This window comes from Thermodesulfomicrobium thermophilum DSM 16697 (assembly GCF_059568695.1).
The window spans coordinates 236,998-260,796 of record NZ_JCANTW010000011.1 but is presented as its reverse complement, the minus strand read 5'-3'; the positions used below and the strand labels follow the sequence as shown (position 1 = coordinate 260,796).

At 62.8% G+C, this 23,799-nt stretch carries 16 protein-coding genes; 6 read left to right on the top strand and 10 right to left on the bottom strand.

Annotated elements, in window-relative coordinates; translation table 11 throughout:
- The first annotated feature begins 102 nt into the window (after positions 1-102).
- Positions 103-591 (top strand): transcription elongation factor GreA, encoded by a 489-nt coding sequence (gene greA, locus BR00_RS02510; RefSeq protein WP_496476045.1) that lies wholly within the window; start codon positions 103-105, stop codon positions 589-591.
- 16 nt (positions 592-607) lie between these two features.
- On the opposite strand, the gene BR00_RS02505 is transcribed toward greA, so the two are convergent.
- From BR00_RS02505 to BR00_RS02490, 4 genes are all read right to left on the bottom strand, one after another.
- Positions 608-931, bottom strand: coding sequence for a FeoA family protein (locus BR00_RS02505; RefSeq protein WP_496476044.1), 324 nt, complete (start codon positions 929-931; stop codon positions 608-610).
- Position 932: 1 nt separating this feature from the next.
- Positions 933-1,145 carry a FeoA family protein gene (locus BR00_RS02500; RefSeq protein ID WP_496476235.1) on the bottom strand — a complete coding sequence of 71 codons (213 nt, stop codon included), beginning with the start codon at positions 1,143-1,145 and terminating at the stop codon, positions 933-935.
- A gap of 33 nt (positions 1,146-1,178) precedes the next feature.
- Positions 1,179-1,709, bottom strand: a complete 531-nt coding sequence (locus BR00_RS02495; RefSeq protein ID WP_496476043.1) for a metal-dependent transcriptional regulator — start codon at positions 1,707-1,709, stop codon at positions 1,179-1,181.
- Between the two features lie 245 nt (positions 1,710-1,954).
- Positions 1,955-3,241 (bottom strand): (Fe-S)-binding protein, encoded by a 1,287-nt coding sequence (locus BR00_RS02490; RefSeq protein WP_496476042.1) that lies wholly within the window; start codon positions 3,239-3,241, stop codon positions 1,955-1,957.
- A 315-nt stretch (positions 3,242-3,556) separates the two neighbouring features.
- On the opposite strand from BR00_RS02490, the gene BR00_RS02485 reads away from it, so the two are divergent.
- A complete protein-coding gene (locus BR00_RS02485) occupies positions 3,557-5,140 on the top strand; it encodes an FAD-dependent oxidoreductase (protein ID WP_496476041.1) in 1,584 nt (527 codons plus the stop codon).
- Positions 5,137-6,447, top strand: coding sequence for a glycerol-3-phosphate dehydrogenase subunit GlpB (gene glpB, locus BR00_RS02480; protein ID WP_496476040.1), 1,311 nt, complete (start codon positions 5,137-5,139; stop codon positions 6,445-6,447). Before BR00_RS02485 ends, glpB begins: the two co-directional genes overlap by 4 nt.
- A 103-nt stretch (positions 6,448-6,550) precedes the next feature.
- On the opposite strand, the gene BR00_RS02475 is transcribed toward glpB, so the two are convergent.
- Positions 6,551-9,253, bottom strand: coding sequence for a cation-transporting P-type ATPase (locus BR00_RS02475; protein WP_496476039.1), 2,703 nt, complete (start codon positions 9,251-9,253; stop codon positions 6,551-6,553).
- Positions 9,254-9,811: 558 nt separating this feature from the next.
- Between BR00_RS02475 and BR00_RS02470 the strand changes: the two genes are divergently transcribed.
- Together BR00_RS02470 and BR00_RS02465 are read left to right on the top strand one after the other, a co-directional pair.
- Positions 9,812-11,227 (top strand): methyl-accepting chemotaxis protein, encoded by a 1,416-nt coding sequence (locus BR00_RS02470; protein ID WP_496476038.1) that lies wholly within the window; start codon positions 9,812-9,814, stop codon positions 11,225-11,227.
- Positions 11,228-12,358 carry an HD domain-containing protein gene (locus tag BR00_RS02465; RefSeq protein WP_496476037.1) on the top strand — a complete coding sequence of 377 codons (1,131 nt, stop codon included), beginning with the start codon at positions 11,228-11,230 and terminating at the stop codon, positions 12,356-12,358. It abuts the gene before it with no gap.
- Here the strand turns inward: BR00_RS02465 and BR00_RS02460 are convergent.
- From BR00_RS02460 to BR00_RS02450, 3 genes are all read right to left on the bottom strand, one after another.
- The gene (locus BR00_RS02460; protein ID WP_496476036.1) at positions 12,324-12,698 is read right to left on the bottom strand and encodes a YidH family protein; all 375 of its coding nucleotides are present in this window, start codon (positions 12,696-12,698) and stop codon (positions 12,324-12,326) included. The two genes, BR00_RS02465 and BR00_RS02460, sit on opposite strands and share 35 nt — an antisense overlap.
- A 12-nt stretch (positions 12,699-12,710) precedes the next feature.
- Positions 12,711-14,003, bottom strand: a complete 1,293-nt coding sequence (locus BR00_RS02455) for a citrate synthase (RefSeq protein ID WP_496476035.1) — start codon at positions 14,001-14,003, stop codon at positions 12,711-12,713.
- A 121-nt stretch (positions 14,004-14,124) separates the two neighbouring features.
- On the bottom strand, positions 14,125-16,815 hold the full coding sequence (locus BR00_RS02450; protein ID WP_496476034.1) for a bifunctional acetate--CoA ligase family protein/GNAT family N-acetyltransferase: 2,691 nt from the start codon (positions 16,813-16,815) through the stop codon (positions 14,125-14,127).
- 164 nt (positions 16,816-16,979) lie between these two features.
- Between BR00_RS02450 and acs the strand changes: the two genes are divergently transcribed.
- On the top strand, positions 16,980-18,953 hold the full coding sequence (gene acs / locus BR00_RS02445) for an acetate--CoA ligase (protein ID WP_496476033.1): 1,974 nt from the start codon (positions 16,980-16,982) through the stop codon (positions 18,951-18,953).
- Positions 18,954-19,036: 83 nt separating this feature from the next.
- On the opposite strand, the gene BR00_RS02440 is transcribed toward acs, so the two are convergent.
- Both BR00_RS02440 and BR00_RS02435 read right to left on the bottom strand, forming a co-directional pair.
- The gene (locus BR00_RS02440; RefSeq protein WP_496476032.1) at positions 19,037-19,246 is read right to left on the bottom strand and encodes a heavy-metal-associated domain-containing protein; all 210 of its coding nucleotides are present in this window, start codon (positions 19,244-19,246) and stop codon (positions 19,037-19,039) included.
- A gap of 17 nt (positions 19,247-19,263) precedes the next feature.
- Complete coding sequence (locus BR00_RS02435; RefSeq protein ID WP_496476031.1) at positions 19,264-23,763, bottom strand: glutamate synthase-related protein; 4,500 nt, start codon at positions 23,761-23,763, stop codon at positions 19,264-19,266.
- Positions 23,764-23,799: the final 36 nt, after the last annotated feature.

Below are 23,799 nucleotides of genomic sequence, written 5' to 3'. Positions count from 1 at the left end.
GTTACCTTGACAGCGATAGCTCAACGGAGCGCTTTGTTCATACATTCGTGAACAAAGCATCTTTTTTTGTTCCCTGCGCACAACGAAGAGAGGATAGAGCTCATGAGTCGCATTCCCATTTCTGTGGAAGGATACAAGCGTTTGGAAAAAGAATTGGAAGCCCTGAAGAAGGAACGGCCTGCAGTGATTCAGGCCATCAAAGAGGCCCGGGAAGAAGGGGATCTGCGGGAAAATGCAGGCTATGACGCCGCTCGGGAGCGCCAGGGTCTTTTGGAAGCCAAGATCGCCCAATTGGAGTCGCGCATGGTGCGTTTCGAGGTCATCGACATCGACCAATTGCGCAGCGACCGAGTGATCTTTGGCGCCACGGTGGAATTGGAAGATCTGGATACCGGCGAGATCAAGACCTATACGCTGCTGGGTCCGGACGAAGCCGATAGCAGCAAGGGCTCGATTTCCATCGAATCCCCCGTGGGGCGGGCCCTCTTGGGTAAGCAGGAAGGTGACGAGGTTTCCATCCAGGTGCCCAAGGGTACGGTGAATTACGAGATCCGCTCCATCCGCTTCTTGGGGAGCGCGGCCTTGCGCTGATCAAGACTCCAGGTTTTCAAACAAGACATCCGCGGGGAGGCTTGTCCTCCCCGTTTTGCGTGGTGGTCTCTTGCAGTTCGACCAGGATGTGTCGGGCTTGGTGGCGGCACAGGCAGACCCGGCTGGCCCCCAGGAGCACCACCATGGGGCCTTGGGCGTTCTGCACGACCTGGACAGATCTGCCGGACACGAATCCCATGGCCAAGAGCCGACTCCGTTCCGCCCCGCAAGCATCGACGCGGCGGATCACGCCGGTTTGTCCCACCTGCAGGCGGTGCAGCGGCGCGAGGCCTTCGGCCGTAGCGCGGCACCGACATGGATGGAGTTTGCCGAAGAACATATCACTCCTCGACATCCACGGTGATGAAGTCCGCTTCGTTGTTGCGCAGCGTGAGGGTGAATCCCCGCAGCCGCAGCGCCACCGGATCTTCCAGGGGGGCCCGGCCCACGACGGTGAAGGGGGTGCCCGGAACGAGCCCCATGTCCCGGATGCGCCGTCCCAGTTCTCCCTGGGCAGTGATATGCCGGATGATACCGCGTTGGTTGACCTGCATATGGCGCAAGGCAATGGTCTTCACAGAGACTCCTTATTCCAGGGTTGCCTGTTGGGTGCTGTCCTCAGGACAGCGGCTTTTTTGCCGGGCCAGACAGGTTTCGATGCACGCCGTGCAATCCGGGCATGAGCCTGGCTCGGCGCAGCTGTTTTGGAAGGACGCGATCCAATCGACTCCAGTGCGGGGGCAGCGGGTGAGAAAGCGCACGAATCGAATGAGGGCCTCCAAACTTTCATCGTCGATGCCGTGCTCCAGGCGGCAGGCGGTCTCTTCCGCCAGTTCCTGGCGGATGTTGAGAACTCGCTGCAAAAAATCGGAAAGCACCTTGTGGCGATGGGCGATGCGCGTGGCCACGCGAAAGCCTTCGGGAGTCAGGGTGACCGAACTATAGGGCTCGTAGTTGATGAGCCCTTGTTTGGCGAGCTTTTGCAGGGCGTTGGTCACCGAAGCCCGCTGTACCCCCATTTGGTCGGCGATATCCTTGGCTCGGGCTGCGGAGTGGGCGGCCTCCAAGGTGAAAATGGTCTCCAAATAGTCTTCGAGATTGGAGGAGATGTCGTGCATGCCTGCCTTCCCGGTTGCAGCGAAAGTTAGACTCTTTTACGCACGGAATTCCGGGATGGCAAGACAGACGTGGGCATGTTGACGTGGGCATGTGCGAAAACAGAGCTTCGCACAGCAGACAGGGCGAGGAGGGCGATTGCCCCGCTGCGGGCAGGATCAGGGTGCGGCAATGCACGGCGGGCCTTGAACCGTAGCGGCCTCAAGGCCCGCCCTCTTGAAGGCAGCGTCCAATCGTGCGTATCCCGCTAGAGCCCCAAGGCTGCCAATTCGTCTCCCAGATAGGCACGCTCGTTTTCGCCAAGAATGCCCAGGGAGAGGCAAATCAGCGTCCAAAGATGGATAGTATGCCATTTTTCCCCGTAGTATTCGGCAAGGTCGTGGATTTGGGAGTGGCAATTGTGGCAGGGGGCGATGCAGTAATGGGCGCCGGTAGCCAGAATTTGATTGCGCTTCCGCAGACCATAGGCGCGACGTTGCTCGGGGAATCCTGCTTGGAGGGCTCCTCCGCCGCCACCGCAGCAATAATTGTTGGATTTGTTGGGGTGCATATCCACGAAGTTTTCTTCTCCAACGAGTTTTTTGACCACGAAGCGGAGGTCGTTGGCAATGGAGTCCCCCAAGGATTTGCGCACCAACTGGCACGGGTCTTGGACGGTGAACTTCAATCGCAGCTCTGCATTCCAATCGCTGGTCACCGGTAATTTGCCTTCGCGGATCCACCGCGCATACCAAGTAATGATGCTTTCCAAGCGGAACGACGCCGTGATGCCGAATTTCTGCAGTCCAGCCCGGACTGCGTAGAACTCGTGTCCTCACTCGGTATTGAGCCAGATCTTGGCCCCAAGATCCTCCACTGCCTGGACTTTGGTGCGGACGATGCGCTCCCAGGCCTCGTCATCGGCGGCGAACATGCAGTAGTTTTCCGCTGCCCAGCCCAAGGTGCCGTAAGTCCAGTCCGCGCCCACGTAATTGAGGATCTTCCATAGCGGTACCATCTCGTCGGGCTCGGTTACGGGTTCGCGGGAATTTTGGTTGAGGAAAAACATTGCGCCTTTTTTGTTCAGCGGGGCCACGATGTTTTCGAATCCCTTCTGGGTTGTCCGGACTTCGTCGAGCATATCGCGCACCACGAACTCGAAGTCTGTGGGACTCACTCCCATGGCGGAGGAGGTCTCCGTCTTGAGGGATGCATCACACGAGGCGACGATGCCCCGTGGTCGCTTTTCCCGAGGCCAATGCTGCCGAGCCTCATAGACAAGGGCTGGAATGTCGATGTGCATGGGGCAGACGTGCTGGCAGCGTTTGCACATGGTGCACATCCACACCCAAGGTGTCTGGAGGAGCGTCTCGCCCATGCCGAGTGCCGCCATGCGGACGAATTTACGGGGGTCCATGCCTTCGAGCCCAGAAGCAGGGCAGCCCGACGAGCACAGGCCGCAGGTCAGGCACATGGTATAGTTGCCTCCTTCTGGCAAAAGGGCCATGGCTTTGCCCTGCAATCGGGAAGGCGTGATCGGTGGTGTCATGGTCATTCTCCGGGCGCCGCAACTAGGCGCAGTGTCGTGATTTGGGCGCGGTCCCCTGGGCCGTTTCCCTGTCGTGGGTGTGCCGTATATTCATCCCGGGATCGGGAAGAGCAGGGGCGCGGTTGCGGTTTCTTGCGTAGTGGACTAGATTTTCCACCGTCAAGCACTGTCGGGGGCCTTGCGCAGCAAGAAATATGTTTTTTTAAAAAATTCTGCTTGTTGGTAAAGAAAAGCACGCAACCTGACCGACTGTTTTCTATAAAACAAGGATATCCATTTGACGCAGAACTGCGCTGAACTCTCTACAATCGAGATAAATACATGCAAACAGAAGTTCTTGTTATTGGTGCTGGAGTGACAGGCGCTGGGATTGCTCGGGATCTCGCGCTTCGTGGAATCTCCTGTATTGTTGCTGAACAAGGCGATATCAATTCTGGAGCTTCAGGGGGAAATCATGGGTTGCTGCATAGCGGGGCGCGCTACGTTGCATCCGACCGCGAAGCAGCCCAGGAATGCCGAGAGGAAGGTGAAATCCTCAAACGGCTTGCGCCTCAATGTATCGAAGATTGTGGTGGACTTTTCGTTGCAGTGAAGGGCGACGACGAGGACTATATCGCTCATTTTCCGGATTGGTGCGCCAAGGCAGGCATCGCTGCACATGCATTGTCTGCATCACAGGCCCGCGCTTTGGAACCATGCCTTTCCCCTGATGTCATTGCGGCCTATGCAGTACCCGATGCCTCCATCGATCCCTTCAAGCTTGCTTTGGAAAACCTGGCCCACGCCAAAGAGTTGGCCGGCGCGCGGCTTTTGCGCCGTTTTCGCGTGCAGGAGTTCGTCATCGCCCAGGGGCGTATTGCGCGTACTCGGCTGGTCAACACGGTCTCCGGTGAAGAAATCTGGGTGGAGGCCGAGCAGGTCGTCAACGCCACCGGCGCTTGGGCCGGCAGGGTGGCGGCGCTTGCAGGGGCCGATATTCCGCTTTTGTGCTCTCAGGGCACGCTGCTCGTGACCCACGAGCGCATCGCCACCCGCGTCATCAACCGTCTGCGTAAGCCAGGTAATGGGGATATCCTCGTGCCCGGCGGTACGGTCTCCATCCTCGGGACCACGAGTGTGACCATCGATGCGCCGGAGAAGGCGCGTCCCACGGTGGCGGAAGTGGATGAAAACCTGCGCGAGGCTGCGCCCATGATTCCTTCGCTTCGGGATATCCGGTACGTGCGGGCCTACTGTGGTGTGCGGCCGCTCATCCGCGCTGGCAGCGAAGGCGGCGACGGCCGCAGTGCGTCACGAGGATTTGCCCTTTTCGAGCACACCGACGTGGGGCTTTCCAATTTTCTGACCGTCTCCGGGGGCAAGCTGACCACCTTTCGCCTCATGGCGGAGCGCGTGGGCGACGTGGTCGCCCGGCGCTTGGGCAACACGAACCCTTGTCGTACCCGCCAGGAGCCGCTCCCCGCAGTGGCGGCGTGCGAGTGGACCGAGCCGGGTCGAGGTCCCAAGATCTGGGCCATGCAGCACGATGCCCAGGATCCGCTCTTGTGTGAGTGTGAAATGATCTCCGCCAGCGCGGTGCAGGAAATCGTGGACTCCTGCCGCGATGTCTTCCCGGATCCAGGACTCCAGGCCTTGGGTAAGCGCAGCCGTATTGGCAAGGGCGCGTGCCAGGGGGCGTTTTGCGGGGTGCGCGTCGCCGCGCATTTATATGACACCGGGCAGATGCGTTCCCGCGACGGGCTGGTGAAGATGCGGGAATTCTTTCAGGAGCGCTTCAAGGGGCAGCGGCCGGTACTCTGGAACGCGCAATTGGTTCAAGCGGAGTTGGCGGAGGCGCTGCATTGCGGGCTCCTGGGGCTTGAGCTGGTGGACCCCAAAAATCCGGACAAGGTGCTTCCGTCATGACCAGTTCTTCCTTTCCTCATTACGATTTGGCGATCATCGGCACCGGGCTTGCCGGACTCGCTGCGGCCGTGTGTGCGGTGAATCGGGGGCTATCCGTGGTGCAGGCCGGAAATACCGGGGCCATAGCCTATACCAGCGGGGTCTTCGATGTATTGGGAGCCATTCCCCCTACCGAAGACGGCGATATCGCGGTGGTGGATGCGCCTTTTGCTGCACTTCCTCGGCTGTTGGCCGCCTATCCCGGCCATCCCTATGCCGTGGTGACGCCGGAGGGTATCCGCGCTGCCTTCCACGAGGTCCTCGATTTCCTGCGCGGCGCGGGCATCGTGTATCACACCGGCGACCAGCGCAATTTTGCCGTGATTGGTCCTGCAGGGACCATCAAGCACTCCTGGTGTGTGCCCGAAACCATTATGGGCGGGTGTACGGCCTTTGCCGCCAAGGCACCGTGTGTCATTGTCGGCGTGGAGCGCCTCAAGGGGTTCTCCGCCGCCCAGGTGGTGGCCAATTTGCGCGGGGTGTGGCCGCAGTTGCGCGCCGCCCAGGTGGCGCTCCCGGAGCACCCCGGCGGCGAAGTCTATACCGAGCAGGCGGCCCGCATGCTCGAGGTGCCGCAACTTTGCAGGGCCTTTGCCGAAGCCCTGCGCCCCCTGGTGGACGGTGTCCAGTATCTGGGGCTGCCGGCCATTTTGGGAGTGCACCGCCCCGGCGACGTGGCGGCGGATCTTTCGCGCCAATTGGGGGTCACGGTTTTTGAGATCCCCACCATGCCGCCAGGTGTGCCCGGGATCCGCCTCAAGGAGGCCTTTGAAGACAAGCTGCCGGAAATGGGCGTAGCCTTGTATTGCCAGCAACGTATGGACGGTCAACTGCCTCCTCCGGGAGAGCCGTTTCGCCTGCATATCAGCGGACAGCCCACAGAAGTCGACGTGCTTGCCGACCACGTGCTTTTGGCCACAGGCCGCTTTTTGGGAGGTGGACTTCGCGGCGACCTGGAGGGAGTCGTGGAAACAGTATTCGGCCTTCCTGTGGTGCAGCCTGAGACGCGTGCCCAATGGCACCGTGCCGACTACTTGGATCCTCGGGGGCATGAGATCCACAAGGCGGGTATTTGCGTGGATGCGCAGCTGCGCCCAGTCGGGCCGGCGGGCGAGCTGATCCATCCCCGCCTGCATGTGGCCGGTTCACTTCTCGCAAATCAGGATTGGATCCGTATGAAGTGTGGGGCGGGCGTGGCCATCGCCACCGCCGCCTCCGCCGTGGAGGCGGTGGCCAAGGCGTGTGCGCATGGCGATGGTGCTACGTAGTTTTCAATTTTTTCCGAAGAAACATACCGTGGTGAAGTAGAGCGGGGCTGCCTCTCAAGCACAGGCAGCCCCGCTCGTTGCGTGATCATCCACAAGGAGAGGCTTACGAGCCCGAGGCTGCAGCGCGCAGGCGTTTTTCCCATTCCACGATCAAATATGCCGCAATGCCGGCGGCCACGGTTTTGATCCACGGCAGCAAGCCCACAGGGGCAGTGGAAAAGGTATGGTTCATGAACGGGGCATAGGTGAAGGCGAGTTGGAGGAGCAGCATGACCGCAGCGCCCCCAAGGACCCAGGGGTTGGAGAAGAAGCCCAAGGCGAAGGGCGAGCGGGAAAAGGAGCGGCTGTTGAACAGATAACAGGTCTCCACCAAAACGAAGACATTGACGGCCACGGTGCGGGCTTGGGCCTCGTTGCCGGTGCTGGCAAGTTCCCACTGAAAGAGCCCGAAGGCCGCCACCAGCAAAATACCACCCACTATGCAGATGCGGATGATGAGTCCCGTATCCAGGATGGGGCGGTCGGGACGGTGGGGAGGGCGGTCCATGATGCCGGGCTCCTTGGGTTCAAAGGCGAGCATGAGCCCTAGGCATACGGCGGTGGTCATGTTGATCCACAGGATTTGCACCGGCAAGATGGGAAGCGCGGTCCCCAAAATCATGGCCAAGAGGATCACGAGTCCTTCGCCCACGTTGGTGGGTAAAGTCCAGACGATGAACTTGAGGAGGTTGTCGTACACGCCGCGGCCTTCTTCCACGGCGGCCTTGATGGTGGCAAAGTTGTCGTCGGTGAGGACCATGTCTGCGGCTTCCTTGGCCGCTTCGGTGCCGCCTTTGCCCATGGCGATCCCGATGTCCGCCTGCTTGAGGGCCGGGGCGTCATTCACGCCGTCTCCGGTCATGGCCACCACTTCGCCGCGGCGCTGTAGGGCCATGACCAGGCGGAGCTTCTGCTCCGGGGCCACCCGGGCGAATACTGCGGTATCATGGACCCGCTCCATGAGTTCGGCGTCGGACATGGCCGCGATGTCGGTCCCGGAGAGTACCTGACATGTCGGCTTGCCCGGGCACGTTTTGATGCCCAATCCCAACTCCACACCGATGGCGGCGGCGGTGACTGCGTGGTCGCCGGTGATCATCTTCACCCGTATGCCGGCGTGTTGGCAGTCGGCCACGGCGGCGATGGCCTCGGGCCGGGGCGGATCCATCATGGCGGCAAGTCCGAGGAGCACCAGGCCGCCGGCGACGTCCTCATGTCTGATGGCGGTGGCGCCTTCGGGAAGTTCTTTGGAGGCAAGGGCGAGCACGCGCAGCCCGTCCAGGCCCATGGTTTCGACGGCTTGGCGTATGGCGGTTTCATCCAGAGGGGCGAGGGATCCATCTGCGGCCAAGGCGTGTTCGGCCCGGGAAAGGACTGCTTCCACGGATCCCTTGAAGACGGCGAGACGCGGCCGGCCTGCTCCTTGGTCGTGGAGCGTGGCCATGTACTGGTGCTCGGACTCGAAGGGGAGGGCGTCGAGGCGGGGGAGTTTCTGGTTGAGCGCCTCGGGATCCAGGTGGGCCTTGAGTCCGGCGACGATGAGCGCAGCCTCCGTGGGATCTCCCGTGACGCGCTCGCCGGTTTCGGTAAAGGCGATGCGGGTGTCGTTGCAGAGTATCCCTGCTTCCAGGGTGCGCATCAGCGCTTGGTTTTCGGCGGAGAAGTCCTCGATATCTCCTTGAGGCTGGTAGCCCACGCCGCTGACGGCGTGGGTTTTTCCCGCAGTATGGATGCGGGTGACGGTCATCTGGTTTTGGGTCAGGGTACCGGTCTTGTCTGAGCAGATGACCGAAGCCCCGCCTAGGGTCTCCACTGCGGGAAGCTTGCGGATGATGGCTCCACGGGCGGCCATGCGGGAGACCCCCATGGCCAGGATGACGGTCACCGCCGCGGGTAGGCCTTCAGGGATGGCGGCCACGGCCAGGGCCACGGCGGCGAGGAAGGTATCGGCGACGGACTGGCCGCGCAGGAGACCGGCCACGAAGGTGATGGCCGCCAGGCCTACGATCGCCCACAGGAGCATGTGGCTGAAGCGGGCGATCTTGCGGGTAAGGGGGGTGGCCAGCTCGTCGGCTTCGGCCACCATGGTGGAAATACGTCCGATCTCCGTGGCATCACCAGTAGAGACCACCACTCCCGTGGCCTGGCCGTAGGTCACCAGCGTGGAGGCATAGGCCATGTTGCGACGGTCCGCCAAAACCACGTCCCGGGGCAGCGCGTCGGCATGCTTTTCCACGGCTACGGATTCACCGGTGAGGGCGGACTCGTCCACCCGCAGGTCTTTCACTTCCACAAGGCGCAGATCCGCCGGAACCTTGTCGCCGGAGCGCAGGATGACCACGTCTCCCGGCACCAGGTCTTCAGCAGGCAACCGTACCACCTCGCCGTCGCGCCGCACCACGGCCTCGGTCACCATGGAGGTGGCAAGGGCTTCCAAGGCGCTCACGGCCTTGGCCTCCTGAATATACCCCACCACGGCGTTGACGAGCACCACACCCAGGATGACCGAGGCATCCACCCATTCCCCAAGCCCGATGGTCACCACCGCAGCGACGAGGAGGATGTACACCAGAGGTTGGTGGAATTGGAGGAGGAAACGCGTCAATGCGCTCTTCCCCTTGCGGGTGGTGAGGCGGTTGGGGCCGAATTGCGCCCGGCGGCGTTCGGCTTGGAGCGGGCCGAGGCCTTTGGCGGGGTCCACTTGCAGGAGGTCGAGCACCTCCTCGACGGGTAAATGGTGCCATATCTTGGCTACAGAAAAATCCATACGATTCTCCTTCCAATGCTCTTTGAGAAAAGTGCGGTCGCGAATATTTCTCTCCTCATATCCTGAAGGGCCCGTGGAGAGCAAGAGGCGGTCGGTAATAGAGGTTTGTCCTATTGGGAAAAAAGTCTGAAAAAGAAGATAGGGGTCTGAAAAAAAAGAATCTCCCTTGCGTGAGAATTGCCTTGCTGATGTCCGTCCTTTGGAGATATAGGAAGTTGGCGGATCGAAGGTGCAAAGTCTTTTCTCGGAGGTGGTTATGGTTTTTGGCATTCGGAACCGTATTTTTGCCCTGGTGGGAGTGCTCTTGCTTTTTGTCGCCACTGTGGTGGGGATCTTCGTGTACCATGCCACGGCCACTCGGGAGGAAACCATTGTCCAAGTGGGCCGCATCATGACGGAGGACGCCAAGGACAAGATCAAGGTGGCCACGCATTCCATGGCCATGGCCTTGGCCGCTACCTTGAAGGGCGTCACTGATCCGGCGGCTCAGCAGGAGCGTATCAACGCCCTGGTGGACCCCATCCGCTTTGAGGCCGATCAGTCCGGCTATTATTTTGTGTGCCGCAATACCACCGTGGTGCGGGATCGCCCAAGCCGGAGCTTACGGGCAAGGACCTGGGTGAGACCAAGGACGTGCACGGCAAATTTTTTGTTCGCGAACTCCAGAAGATGGCCCTGGCTGGCGGTGGTTTTGTGGAGTACGTCTTCGCCAAGCCCGGCAAGGGAGACCAACCTAAACTCGGCTACGCGGAGCAGATCCCGGGCACCGACCTGTGGGTGGGCACTGGGGTGTACATCGACAATGTCGCCGATGCCCAGGCTGCCATGGCTGAAGAGCTGCGAGCGGGCTCCCGCCGGGCCCTCATGACGGTGCTTGGCATCGTTGCCGCTGGGCTTGCGTTCATCATCTTGCCGCTGACACTGTGGTTGACGCGCTCCATCACCCAGCCCATCGCGCGCATGACGCTCATGCTCAAGGACATCGCCGAGGGCGAAGGCGACTTGACGCGTCGGCTGACCGACACTTCAGGTACCGAAACCCAGGTGTTGGCGGAATACTTCAACCATTTCGTCTCCCGGGTGCACGATATCGTGCGCGACGCCGCCGAAAATGCCCGTGCCTTGGCCAGCGCAGCGGAGAATCTGCTGCAACTTTCCCGTGGACTTCGGGATAATTCTGGGGCCATGAACACCAAGACCGATCTGGTGGCTGCGGCCACGGAAGAGATGAGCGCCAATATGCGTTCCGTGGCCTCGGCCATGGAGGAGTTCTCGGTGAATATCACCACCGTGGCCACGGCCGCAGAGGAGATGAGCGCCACCATCGGCGAAATTGCCGCCAGCGCCACCAAAGCCAAGGGCATCGCCGGCGATGCCGTGGCCAAGGCCGCGCAGGCGTCGTCGCGGGTGGGGGATCTGGGCGTAGCTGCCGAGGAGATCGGCAAGGTCACGGAAACCATCATGGCCATCTCGTCCCAGACCAATCTCCTTGCCCTCAACGCCACCATCGAGGCGGCCCGGGCGGGCGAGGCAGGCCGAGGATTTGCGGTGGTGGCCAATGAAATCAAGGAACTCGCCCAGCAGACCGCCAAGGCCACCGAAGAGATCCGCCAGCGCATCGATGGCATCCAAAACGCCACCGGGCTGACGGTGCATGACATCCAGGCCGTGACCCAAGTCATCCACGACGTGGACAACATCGTCGGCACCATTGCCGCGGCGGTGGAAGAGCAGAGCGTCACCACCCGGGACATCGCCGACAACGTGGGTCAGGCGGCCGCCGGGGTGCAGGAAGTCAACGAAAATGTCGCCCAGGCGCAAACCGCCACGGGCGAGATTGCCCGCGACGTGGTCGGGGTGAGCGAAGATTCCGCCAAGATTGCGGGCAACGCCAGTACGGTACAGGAAAGCGCTGAGATGCTGGCTACCTTGGCGGAGCGGCTACGGGGCCTGGTGGGACAGTTCAAGATCTAGATGCGTATCTATCTGGTGGGCGGGGCGGTTCGGGATATGTTCCTCGGCCGCCCTGTGCAGGACCGCGACTATGTGGTGGTGGGCGGCTCCGAGGCAGAGCTTATCCGCCGCATCCCCGGGCTTACCAGGGTCGGCCGTCGCGAGCCGGTATGGGTGCGGCAGGGCGAGGAATATACCTTGGCCCCGGAGGCGGACATTCACGCCAATCTTGCCTCCCGCGATCTCACCATCAATGCCCTGGCCCTGGACGAAGACGGGCAGGTGATCGCCCTGCCTGGGGCCATGGAGGACCTCTCCGCCCGGGTGCTGCGGCCGGTGGCCGCGGCCAACATCATGGCCGATCCCGCGCGTTTGGTGCGTGCGGCCCGCTTTGCCGCCCAGTTTCCGGATTTTCGCGTGGATGTTTCCTGGGAAGAGATTGCCCGAGCCATGCCCGAGACGGCCCTGGGTGCGGTGGCGGCGGAGCGGGTTGGGGCGGAGGTGCGTAAAGTCTGCGCGGCCCCGGCGCCGGGGCGGTTTCTGCGCCTTGCCGCTGCCTGGGGGGGACTCCAGCCGTGGTGCGCCATCTGGCATGCTGCAGCCAGCATCCCGGCAGGCCCAAAACCGTACCATCAGGAAAGTCTCCTCGAACATACGGCCCAAGTCATGGACGCCTGCGCTGGAGATCCTCTGGCCGTATGGATGGCCCTCACCCACGATATGGGCAAGACCGCCACACCGGAAGAGTTCTGGCCCCGGCATCATGGGCATGAGCGCCGCGGCGAAACCTTGGCCCGTGAGTGGGGGCGCAGGCTGCGTTTGCCTTCGGCGTGGATTCAGGCCGGGGCGCTGGCGGCGCGGTGGCACATGGCCGCAGCGCGGTATGCGGAGCTCAAGGCAGCCACCCGGGTGCGGCTGGTCACGGAGCTTGCGCGTTCTGGGCTCCTTTTCCCGTTTGCCCGGCTCGTGCAGGCAGACCACGGCCTGGATGTGCGGGAGTGGATGGAGGAAGACTTGCGCCGCATCCAGGCCGTGCGCTTGCCCCTACATCTGCAGGGGCTTGGAAAAAAAAGCGGCGAGGTGTTGCACGCCCTGCGCTGCGCCGCCCTTGCCCCCATCAGCCAAGAAAACCGCTCATCAGGTAGATGCTGAGCATCAGCCCCATGAAGGCCACGGTGGCGTTGACGAAGAGCCCCCACGAGCGCTGGTATCCTGGGGGGATTTCCGCAGGATTCAGGCTTTGCAGGACCTTGCGATGTTGCGCCAGCGAGAGCACGGCCACGACCACGCCCAGGAGGATGAACCCCTGTCCTCCCACGAAGGAAAGGCCCCGCTGCATGGGGGAAGTGGTCTCCTGGGCGTAGATGCTCAAAAACAGTCCAAAACGCTCCACGGCAAAACCAAAGGCCATCAGCGAAATGGAGGTGCGGTTCCAGGCCATGAGGGTCCGCTCGGCGGCGAAGAGCACCCGTGGATCGTGCAGGTCGGACATCACCGCCTCCGTTTATGAGGTCCGCTTGCGGGCGTGCATGGGGATGTAGTCCCGTTGGGCTGGCCCCATATAGATTTGCCGGGGCCGATGAATGCGGGCATTGGGGTCTTGGAATTGCTCATGCCAATGGGCGATCCAGCCCGGCATGCGGCCCATGGCGAACATCACCGGGAACATGTTGGTGGGGATCCCCAAGGCGCGCAGGATGATGCCGGAGTAGAAGTCCACGTTGGGGTAGAGCTTGCGCTCCACGAAGTAGTCGTCGGACAGGGCGATGTCTTCCAGTTCCTGGGCGATTTCCAAGAGATCGTCCTGCACGTTGAGTGAGGTGAGCAGGCGCTTGGCTGCGGCCTTGAGGACTTTCGCTCGGGGATCGAAGTTCTTGTAGACGCGGTGCCCAAAGCCCATGAGCCGGAATTCCTTGCGTTTGGCCCGATCCACACATTCGCGCACGGAAAGGTCGCCGTCGCGGATCTGTTCGAGCATGGCCAAGACCGCGGAATTGGCCCCGCCGTGGAGGCGGCCCCAGAGGGCGGAAACCCCTGCAGACACCGAGGCAAAAAGGTTCGCCTCGCTGGAGCCCACCATGCGCACCGTAGAACACGAGCAATTCTGTTCGTGGTCCGCGTGCACCAGCAAAAAGAGCGACAGGGCGCGCAGGGCCTCGGGAGTGGGGGTATATTCGCGGTAGGGCACGGAAAACATCATGTGGAGGAAGTTTTCGCAGTAGGAGCGGCGAGGATCAGGATAGATAATCGGTAATCCCCGCGACTTACGATAACTGAAGGCTGCGATGGTGCGCACCTTGCTGATGAGTTTGGCCACGGCCTGGCGGAATTCTTCATCAGAGCGGATTTCCAGGAGATCGGGGTAGTAGGTGCCCAGGGAATTGATGACCGCCGCCAGGATGGCCATGGGGTGGCCATTGGGGGGAAAGCCATCGAAATGATGGAGCAGGTCCTCATGGAGCAGGGCTTGATCTCCGAGCATGGCGCGGAATTCGGCCCGTTCTTCTTTGGTGGGCAATTCGCCGAAGACGAGCAGCATGGCAGTTTCCACGAAGGAGCTGTATTCCGCCAACTGTTCGATAGGATAGCCCCGGTAGCGGAGGATGCCTTTTTCGCCGTCCACGAAGGTGATGGTGCTCGTGCATGAGCCGGTATTGGCGTAGCCCGGATCCAAGGTGATGACCTTGGCCTGCGAGCGCAAGGCGGTGACATCGATGGCCACCTCGCCCTCAGTTCCCCGTACGATGGGGAGCTCGTAAGTTTGGCCGTCTATGGTCAAGGTCGCTGTATTGTGCATAAGTGCTCCTTGGCTTTTGGAATGGCACAACAAAAATACCGCGGCCCCGGCTGTGGGGCCGCTTTCAGGAAAGCGGTGCTAGCAAAGAGGGGTGGTGGCCGTCAAAGGCGGCGGCCAGGCGTTAGGCCTGGGGTTCCCATTCCCACAGGCACAGGCGCATGAGTACCACTTCTTCGTCGTAGTTGTGGCTGATGGTGAAGCCAAAGCGCTTGGCAAGGCCGATCATGGCCTTGTTGTGGGGGAGGGTTTGGCCCTCCAGATACTTGGTGCCACGGCTCTTGCAGTAGCGGATCATCTTTTCGAAGAGGCGGGAGCCAAGACCCGTGCCCTTCATATCCGAGCGTACGATGATGGCAAACTCGGCGACGGAATTGTCCGGCTTGGTGGAGGTGCGCACCACGCCCAAGGTTTCCGGCTTGCCGTCCACGGTGCGGGTGGCGATGAAGGCCATTTCCCGGTCGTAGTCGATCTGGGTGAACTTGGGCATGTCGTCGAGGACGAAGTGCTGCACGAGGCCGAAGAAGCGCAGGCGCAGGTCTTCTTCCGAGAGGCGGTGGATGAATTCCAGATGGGCCACGGCGTCCTCGGGCCGGATGGGGCGCAGGAGCATCTTGGTGCCGTCTTTGAGCCGCACACACTCTTCGAGCTCGCGCGGATAGGGGCGGATGGCCAGACGCTGCGGGCCGGGGACGGTGGGCTCGGCGATGGTGATGCGCGCCCCGAGGGCGAGCACGCCTTTGTTATCGGCAAAAAGGGGATTGATCTCCAGGGCCTGGATGTGCGGCAGATCGATGAGCATCTGGCTCACTTGGATGAGGGCGAGACAGATGTCGTCCAGATCCGCGCCGGGATGGCGCGGAGAGCCTTGGAGCAAACGGTAGATGCGGGTGCCGCGTATGAGCTCGCGGGCAAGGCTCATATTGAGGGGCGGCAGGGTCATGCTTTGGTCGTCGATGACTGCCGCAGCCACGCCGCCGTGGCCAAAGGCGATGACCGGGCCGAAGGTGGGGTCGGTGAAGGCGCTGATGATGAGTTCGTGGGCTCCATGGCGGCGGCCCATCTTTTGGACCGTGAAGCCTTCGATATAGGCGTTGGGGACTTGGGCGTGCACCCGGGCCGCCATGTTGGCCGCGGCCTCGAACACCAGATCCGGGGTGGTCAGATCCAGAGCCAGTCCGCCCACCTCGTAGGGCTGCTCGATCTGGGGCGAGCGGATTTTGAGGGCTACGGGATAGCCGATTTCCGCCGCCGCCTCCACGGCCTCGGCCGCCGAGGTACAAATGCGGGTGGGCACCACGGGAACGCCGTAGGCCTCGAGCACGTCCCGGGCTTCTTCCTCGGTCAGTCGGTTTCGGCCGTGCTCCAAGGCGCTCCGGATGATGCGCTCCGCCCGCTCTGTGTCGGGGAAGAAATCCGTAGGCAGAGAGTCCGGGGTCTGCATGAGGATCTGCTGGGTACGGCGGTAGGCGAGCATGTGGAGATAGGCGTATACGGCCTTGCCCGGCCGGTCGAAGACCGGGATGCCTGCCTCGTCGAAGATGGGTTTGACTGCGCGCATGGTCTCTTCTCCCAGCCAGGCGGCCAGGATGAGGCAGCGTGTGGTCTTGGCCACTTGGGTCACTGCCTGGGCCACCGCCGTGCTGTCCACGCCTTGAAAGGGCACGTGGATGACGAGCACACAGCCGACGTCTTTGCTTTTGAGCAGGGTCCCCAGGGTTTGTTCATAGATGTCCGCGCCCGCGGTAGCCGGCAGGGTCACCGGGTTGTCGGAGCAGCGCTCCGGTCCCAAGACCTCTTCCAGTCGGGCTTGAATGTCTTCGTCGATGGCCGCCAGGGTGCCGCCGCCGTCTTCCAGGATGTCCGAGGCCAAAAGACCGATGCTTTGGCCGTTGGTGACAATGGCCAGGTGGCTGCCGCGCAAGGGTTTATAGTTGGCCAGGGTGCGGGCCCCTTCGAAGAGCGAGTCGATGTCGCTGACGCGCACCATGCCCGCACGGCGGAAGGCGGCGTCATAGATGCGGTCCACTCGGGCTTCGGAGAGGCCGCTGGCCACCTGCCGGATGGAACAGGGCAGCCGTCGCGGACGGATGACGAGGATGGGTTTGTTGCGGGCGCTGGCCCGGGCTGCGGACATGAACCGTCGGGCATCCTGGATGGTCTCCACATAGAGGAGAATGGACTTGGTGGCGGGGTCCGAGCCCAGGTAGTCGAGCACGGAGCTGAAATCCACGTCCAGTTGCCGGCCCAGGGAGATGCAGTGGGAAAAGCCCACGTTGTTGGCCTTGGCCCAATCGAGTACGGACTCAAACAGGCTGTCCGATTGAGTGACAAAGGCCACGCGGCCTTCTTGGGCGCCGACGCGGGAAAGGCTGGCATTGACCCCGATGTTGGGGATGATAAGCCCAATACTTTCCGGACCGAGTACCCGGATGCCGTGCTGGCGCACCGCAGCGAGGATGCCTTCGTCCAGTTCCGCGCGCACTCGGGCATCCAAGGTGCCGTAGCCGGGATCCATGAGGATGGCAGCCCGTACTCCCGCTTGTCCAAGTTGATCGAGGATTTGTGGTGCCTGTCCGATGGGAGAGCAGACCACGGCGAGGTCCGGCGTGAGGGGCAGGGATTCGATGGAAGGGTAGGAGAGAATGCCAAAGATGGCTTCCTGGGCCCCGGACACCGGCAGGACAGGCCCAAGGAAACGGCTAGCCAAGAGATTTTTCATGAGCATGGCGCTCACCGAGGTCTCCTCGCGTGAGGCGCCGATGATGGCAAGGGAGTTGGGCCGGAATAGGGCTTCGAGGTTGGTGACGCTCATCGTCCAAAAATCTCCGTTTACCGATGATGGCAGGGGCCGTCTCCGCTCACGACCGATTTTGGCCATTTACCAGAAAAGGGAGGAAAGCCCAAACCTTTTCTTGTATGCCTTTGGGCAACGGCAAGGCAGTCTTTGCGTTTCTTTAATTTCAAGGAGCTGATTTCATGACAGAAAACATCCAAAGCCTCATGCACGAACAGCGGCAGTTTGCGCCCTTCCAGAATCCTCGTGCCCATATTCCGGACTTGGCCGCGTACGAAGAGCACTACCGCCGCGCCGAGGCTGACCCGGAAGGATATTGGGCGGCGCGGGCGCGGGAGCTCATCACCTGGTTCGAACCCTGGACCAAGGTTCTGGACTATGACTTCAGCGTGCCGCGGGTGGAGTGGTTCCGGGGGGGCAAACTCAATGTGTGCTACAATTGTCTGGACCGTCACGTGCACAACGGCCGCGCCGACAAGACCGCCCTCATTTGGCAGGGCGAACCCGATGAGGACGTGCGGCACATCAGTTACCGCGAGCTCTTGGCCGAGGTGGAGCGCTTTGCCAACGTGCTCAAAAAACTGGGCGTGCATCGCGGCGACCGGGTGGTGCTCTATATGCCCATGATCCCCGAGGCTGCTGTGGCCATGCTCGCCTGCGCCCGCATCGGCGCGCCCCATTCCATCGTCTTTGGCGGCTTTTCGGCGGCGAGCCTGCAGTCCCGCATCCAGGACTGCGAGGCCAAGGTGGTGGTCACCGCCGACGCCGTGCTGCGCGGCGGCCGGAAGATCCCCCTCAAGGCCAACGTGGACGAAGCCCTTGCCGCGTGCCCTTCGGTGATGGCCACCGTGGTGGTGCCGCGCGCGGGGATCGATATCGCCATGACTGCCGGCAGGGATCATTGGTGGGCGGACCTCATGAACGACCCTGATCTGCCGGAGCATTGTCCGTGCGAATCCATGGACGCCGAGGACCTGCTTTTCATCCTCTACACCAGCGGCAGCACCGGCAAACCCAAGGGCGTGGTGCACACCACCGGCGGCTACCTCACGTATGCGGCCCATACCACCCAATGGGTCTTCGACCTGCACGACGACGACATCCATTGGTGCACCGCGGACGTAGGCTGGATTACGGGCCATACCTACATCGTGTACGGACCCCTTGCCTTGGGCGCCACCAGCCTGATGTTCGAGGGCGTCCCCTCGTGGCCGGACCCTGCTCGTTTCTGGCAGGTGGTGGAAAAGTTCAAGGTGACCACCTTCTACACCGCGCCTACGGTCATCCGCGCCCTGATGCGTGAAGGCGTGGAGTGGACCACCAAGCACGACCTCTCCTCCCTGCGGGTGCTCGGCAGCGTGGGCGAGCCCATCAATCCCGAAGCCTGGATGTGGTACTTCGAGCACGTCGGCAAAGGGAAGCTCCCCATCGTGGATACCTGGTGGCAGACGGAAACCGGCGGCATCCTCATTTCCGCCCTGCCGTTTGCAACTCCCCTCAAGCCCGGTTCCGCCAGCCGGCCCTTGCCGGGAGTCAAGGCCGCCATCGTCACGGCCGAGGGCCAGCCTGCCGGAGTCAACGAGGGCGGACACTTGGTCATCGAACGCCCCTGGCCCGGCATGCTGCGCGGGGTCTTTGGCGCGCCCGAGCGCTTCAAGAGCCAGTACTTCGAGCGCTTTCCCGGCAAGTACGAGTCCGGTGACGGCGCCCGTGTGGACGAGGACGGCTATTTCTGGATCATGGGGCGGCTCGACGACGTCATCAATGTTTCGGGGCATCGTCTGGGCACAGCGGAGATCGAATCCGCCTTGGTGTCGCATCCTGCCGTGGCCGAGGCCGCGGTGGTGGGCGTGCCGCACGAGATCAAAGGCCAGGCCATCTACGCGTATGTCATTTTGCGCGCCGACGTGGACGAAACTCCCGAGCTGGTGAAGGAGCTGCGCAACCACGTGCGCAAAGAGATCGGGCCACTGGCCGCGCCAGAGGTCATCCAGTTCACCTTGGGCCTGCCCAAGACCCGCAGCGGCAAGATCATGCGTCGGGTGCTGCGCAAGATCACCGCGGGCTCTACCTCCATGGACGACTTCGGCGATACCTCCACCCTGGCCGATCCTTCGGTAATCCAGGACCTCATCGCCGGCCGCAAGCAAGCTTGAGCTTCCCCTCCATACTCCAGAAGACGCCCCCACGTCTTCTGGACTCCTCTCCAGGGGCCCAAGCGGCCCCCGGTTTTTCCCCTTCAGGCCTCCTCTTTGCCTGGCTCAAATCCGGCCTTGGCAATGGCCGCGCGCACCGCATCCCAGTCGAGATCCTTCGGCGCCTGGAATGTGGCTTCGCCGCGCTCCAAGGATACGGAGATGTCCGTGATGCCGGGTATGGCCGACAGGGCCCGGGTGACGGACTGGACACAGTGTTGGCAGCTCATGCCTCCCACGTGAATGCTGGGCATACATACCTCCTGGCAGGTTATTCCGGCGCGATGGCCGGGGTGAGGGCAGGGACGATTTTGAGAAAACGCGCGGCCGCCTCTTGGACAAGGCTTTGTATGGCTCCGGCCTCGTCGTCTTGGAAGGAGGCGGCGAGGTGTCTCTGGTAGCGGCCGAGGAGCTCTTCAATGACTGCGCGGTCCGCATCCTCCACGGGTAGGAGCAGCACATGGGAGCCTCGGGCCAGCCGCCGCCGGAGACTTGCCTCGGTAAAGCCAAATTCAGGGTAGAGACATTGGTAGATAGTGCCGCCGGTCATGCCCGAGCAGATCCACGGCCCAGGGTCCGCAAGGCAGACCACTCGGCCGCCGGTCATGTACTCGAAGGCAAAGCCTTTGAGGTGGGCCGAGGCCGCCAGGTGTCCGCGGTCATCCTCCACAGGACGGGTAATCCGCGCCCCAAACACCACGTCCGCGCCCGAAAGGCGCACGCAGGCCCGGGAGTCCGCCATGTTCTGGATGGCGATGAAGCCGCCGGTGGCGCCGTACGCCAGGGATTTTCCCACGGAGCCGTCCACCCGCTGCCCCAGGATGTTGCGCCCCTTGAGGATGATGGTTTCTCCGCCGCAAGCCCCCTTGGCAATGCCGTCCTGGCCGCCGCCTTCCACCCGCAGCGCAATGCCGTCCACCGCAAAGGCGCCCAGGCCGTTGCCCGGAATGCTGGCGGCAAGGACAACCTCCGCCCGGCCTTGGGGACAGCTGCCGCGAACGATTTCCCCAGCCAAGGCCGTGCCCACGGCGCGGTCCACGGAGCGCACGTACTCTTCGGTATAACGGACCACTCGGCAGCCTTCTTCGGTGAATCCTGCACGCACGGTATCGGCGATGACCTTGGTGAGGGTGTTGAGGGGTTTTCGCACCAGCTTGGGCACCGGGCACGCCATGGGCGCGTTGGGTGCCTCCACCGGGGCAAGCAGGCTGTCGAGTCGGATGCGGTCCATTTTCCGCACTTGGCGCAGGTACCGGGTCGCTCCCACCAGGTCGTGGACCCGGGGCACGCCGAGATCCGCGAGGATGGCGCGGATGCCTTCTCCCAGCACGGTGAGGTAGCGGGCCAGACGGTCTGCGGCTTCTTCGGTGTCCAGCGGCCGGAAGGCCTTGAGGCCGCGTTCTTTGGCCTGCTGGATGGTCTGGATTTGAGTGGAAATCCCCCGTGGGCAGCGATCCTGGTGGCAGCGCTCGCAGGCGATGCACCCTACAGCCATGAGGGCCGCAGTGCCCAAGCCCACGCGGTTGGCGCCCAAGCAGAGGAGTTTGACCACGTCCGCGGCGGAGCGGGCCCCGCCGTCGGCCCAGATCTCGACCTGTTCCCGCAAGCCGGCCTCCACGAGCCCTGCGTGGGCTTCGCGCACCCCGATTTCCACCGGGAGTCCCACGTATTTCTTGGCGTGTTCCCGCGCCGCGCCGGTGCCGCCCTCAGAGCCGCTGATGTTGATGATGTGCGCCCCGGCCTTGGCGATGCCCACGGCAATGGTCGCTACTCCGGGAGTGACCGGGATCTTGACCGAGATGCGGGCCGTGGGGTTGGCGGTCTTGAGTTCGGTGATGATCTGGCACAGGTCTTCAATGGAGTAGATGTCGTGCTGGTTGGACGGGGAGATGAGGGCGATGCCGGGCTGGCAATGCCGCGCCCGGGCCACCATGGGCGTGACCTTGGCTCCAGGCAGGTGCCCGCCTTCGCCGGGCTTGGCTCCCTGGCCGACCTTGATCTCGATGAAGGCCGAGGCATTGAGCAGCCGCATGGATACCCCGAAACGGCCTGAGGCCACTTGTTGGCCGCGGGTGGGGCCGTAGCGACCGATCATGTCGTCGATTTCGCCGCCTTCACCGTTCATGCAGATGACACCGACGCGGGCCGCGGCCTCGGCGTAGGCACGGAACGACCGCTCTCCCTGGGAACCGAAAGACATGGCAGAAATGAGCAGCGGCATGGTGTGTTCACCCACCCGCAGGTCCACTTGGTTCATGGGCACGGGGAGGGCCTCCGAAGGCCGTGTAAGTTCCATCAAATGCCGCAGCCCGATGGGGTATTCCTCGTCCAGGGCGGCAAAAGCGTCGGCCATGTGCTGGAACCCCGCCTGGCCGCTGGCAACGGCGTGGATGATGCGGGCGACACGGACGTTGCGCTTGGGAAGGTCGGGCAGTGGGGCCGGGGCCTTCGCCGCTTCAAGACGGCGGCGGGCAAAGGATTCCATTTCCTCCAGGCCCAGCCCTACTTCCGGATGGGAGCAATGGGCCGGGCAGGCGAGAATCTGCGCCAGTTCTTCCTTGAGGCCGATGGCCCCGAAAATGCGTCCATAGCCGGAGACCGCGTGGATGCCCATGGTGGAGAGCACCTTTTCCACCCCGGCTTGCAGGGCGCGCAGGGTGTTTCCCAAGGCGCGGCCGAGCGCTTCTTCGCTTGCGGCTTGGGCCTCGGCCTGATGCCAGATGAGGTACGGATTGACCGCCGTAGCGCCAAGCCCCAGGAGCACCATGATGTCATGGAGGTTGCGGATGGCCCCGGAGCGCACCACGATGGACGGCAGGGAGAGCTGATTTTGTTCTGCCATATGGGTGATCCAAGCCACCGTGAGGGCCGGGTCCATGAACACGTGGCCGTCGTGGAAGCTTCGGCTGTCGTCCAGGAGCACCAGGTGCGCGCCGCGACGCACTCCGTGGGCGACGTCGTTCCAAATGCGCTCCAGACAGGGCCGGATGCCGTGGTCCGGGTGGAAGGTCGCATCGACAACGACCACGCGGCTTGTGTCCCGGCCGCCGTCGGTCATCAGGTGGAGCACGTGTTCCAGGGTAGCGGTGCCGTGTTCGTGGCAGAGGGTCTCCAGCTGTGCGGCCGAGATGGCGGATCCGGGAAGCCCGCCGAGCAGGATCGGGGTCGTCAACTCAAGTCCAATGGGGGCCGCATGGGTGGCTGGAGAAGCGCCGAGGATGACGGCGGTGGAGAAGTGTTCTGCCTCGCGCTCCCGGTCGATGGCCGGGTTGGTGACCACGGCCACGCTTTCTTTGAGATAGTCGGCGAGGTTGGGCAGGTGCGGGTCCATTGGGGCAAGGGGGCCTTGATACCCCAAGGAGCCGATGGGACCCTGGCCGGTGGCGGCCACATGCCGACGCATGCGCTGGTCGTAGGCCGTCCATCCAAAGGCGGCGAGGATTCCGGTGGTCTCGGCAGGCACGGGCCGGGCCTGGGGCAGGAGCACCGAGAGCACCTCGGGAGAAAGCGCCGTTGCCGTGAGGCTTCCTCGGTGGAGACGGCGGGCGTGTTCCGCCAGGGGGCTTTTGGCCACTCTTTGGTGGACCCGTTCTTCTATGGCCCAGACGTCGAGCACCTGGGTGTGGCCGCCGGGACGCAGCTCAAAGGCGATCTTTTCCCCTGGGGCGAGCGGGCGTGGATCGTGCATGGTGGACAGGACGTCCACGACGCCTTTTTCCGAGGACAAAAAGTACTCATAGTCCGTTTCCCCGAACCACAGGGGCCGCAGACCGAGGGCATCGACGCTCCCTACGCAGAGGTTACCGCAGCGGGCGACCACTGCGGCCGGCCCTTGGGCCGGGGTCGGGAAAAACCAGCGCAGAAGACGGTAGGCGCGGGCCAAGGGCTCGGGGAAGGCATCGGCGAGGCTGGGTACAGGCGGAAACACAGTGGCCATGGCGAGCACCAGGTCCATGCCGCGCTCGTGCACCAGTCCTGCGAGGATTCGGTCGAGATCCTGCGAGTCGCTGCCAGCCAGGCTTATGGGCAGCCCGATGGCTTGGGCATGGCGGCGGAGGCGGTCGATGGTGTTGATCTCGCCGTTGTGCCCCAGAAAGAAAAAGGGCTGGGCGCGTTCGGGGGTGGGGAGGGTGTTGGTGGAATACCGACCGTGCCCCAGGGTGATGGCGGATTTGGCCCGTGGGTCGCGAAGATCGGGGTATACCTGGGGGAGGAGGTCCGGAGCGCCGCGCAATTTATAGACACAGGTAGTGTGGCTGAGGGAACATACGTGGATATGGGCGCCTTCCAGACGGCAGGCCAGGCGAAAGAGTTGGGCCTCACGGGTTTCTGGTTCGGCCTCGGGCGAAAGTCCTGCCACCTGCCAAAAGAGTGGGGGATCTTGGCGCGCCCGGGGACCGAGGGCGGCTGGGTCCATGGCGTCGGTGGTCTGGAGGAGCAGGTCGATGCCTGCGGCGGCGAAGGCGTCACGGATTTCTGCCCATACCATTTGCGGATCTTTGGTGCGCACGAAAAAATGCCCCACGCAAAATCGTGGGCTTTCCGCGAGGTGAGGGGAAAGGCCGGCGCGGTGCAACCGTTCGCCCCAAATGGCACGAGGGATATCGATCTGGACTCCGCAACCGTCTCCTTCGCTGAAGATATCGCCGGAGCGGTGCGCCATGTTTTTGAGGGCGTCGATGGTTTTGACGATATTGGCGTGCGAGGGGCGGCCGTGTTTGTCCACAAAGGCGATGAGGGCGCAGGCGTCGCGTTCGGCAACTCGAGTCATGGCAGTCTCCTCCTTGAGAGGCGGGCATGTCCAACA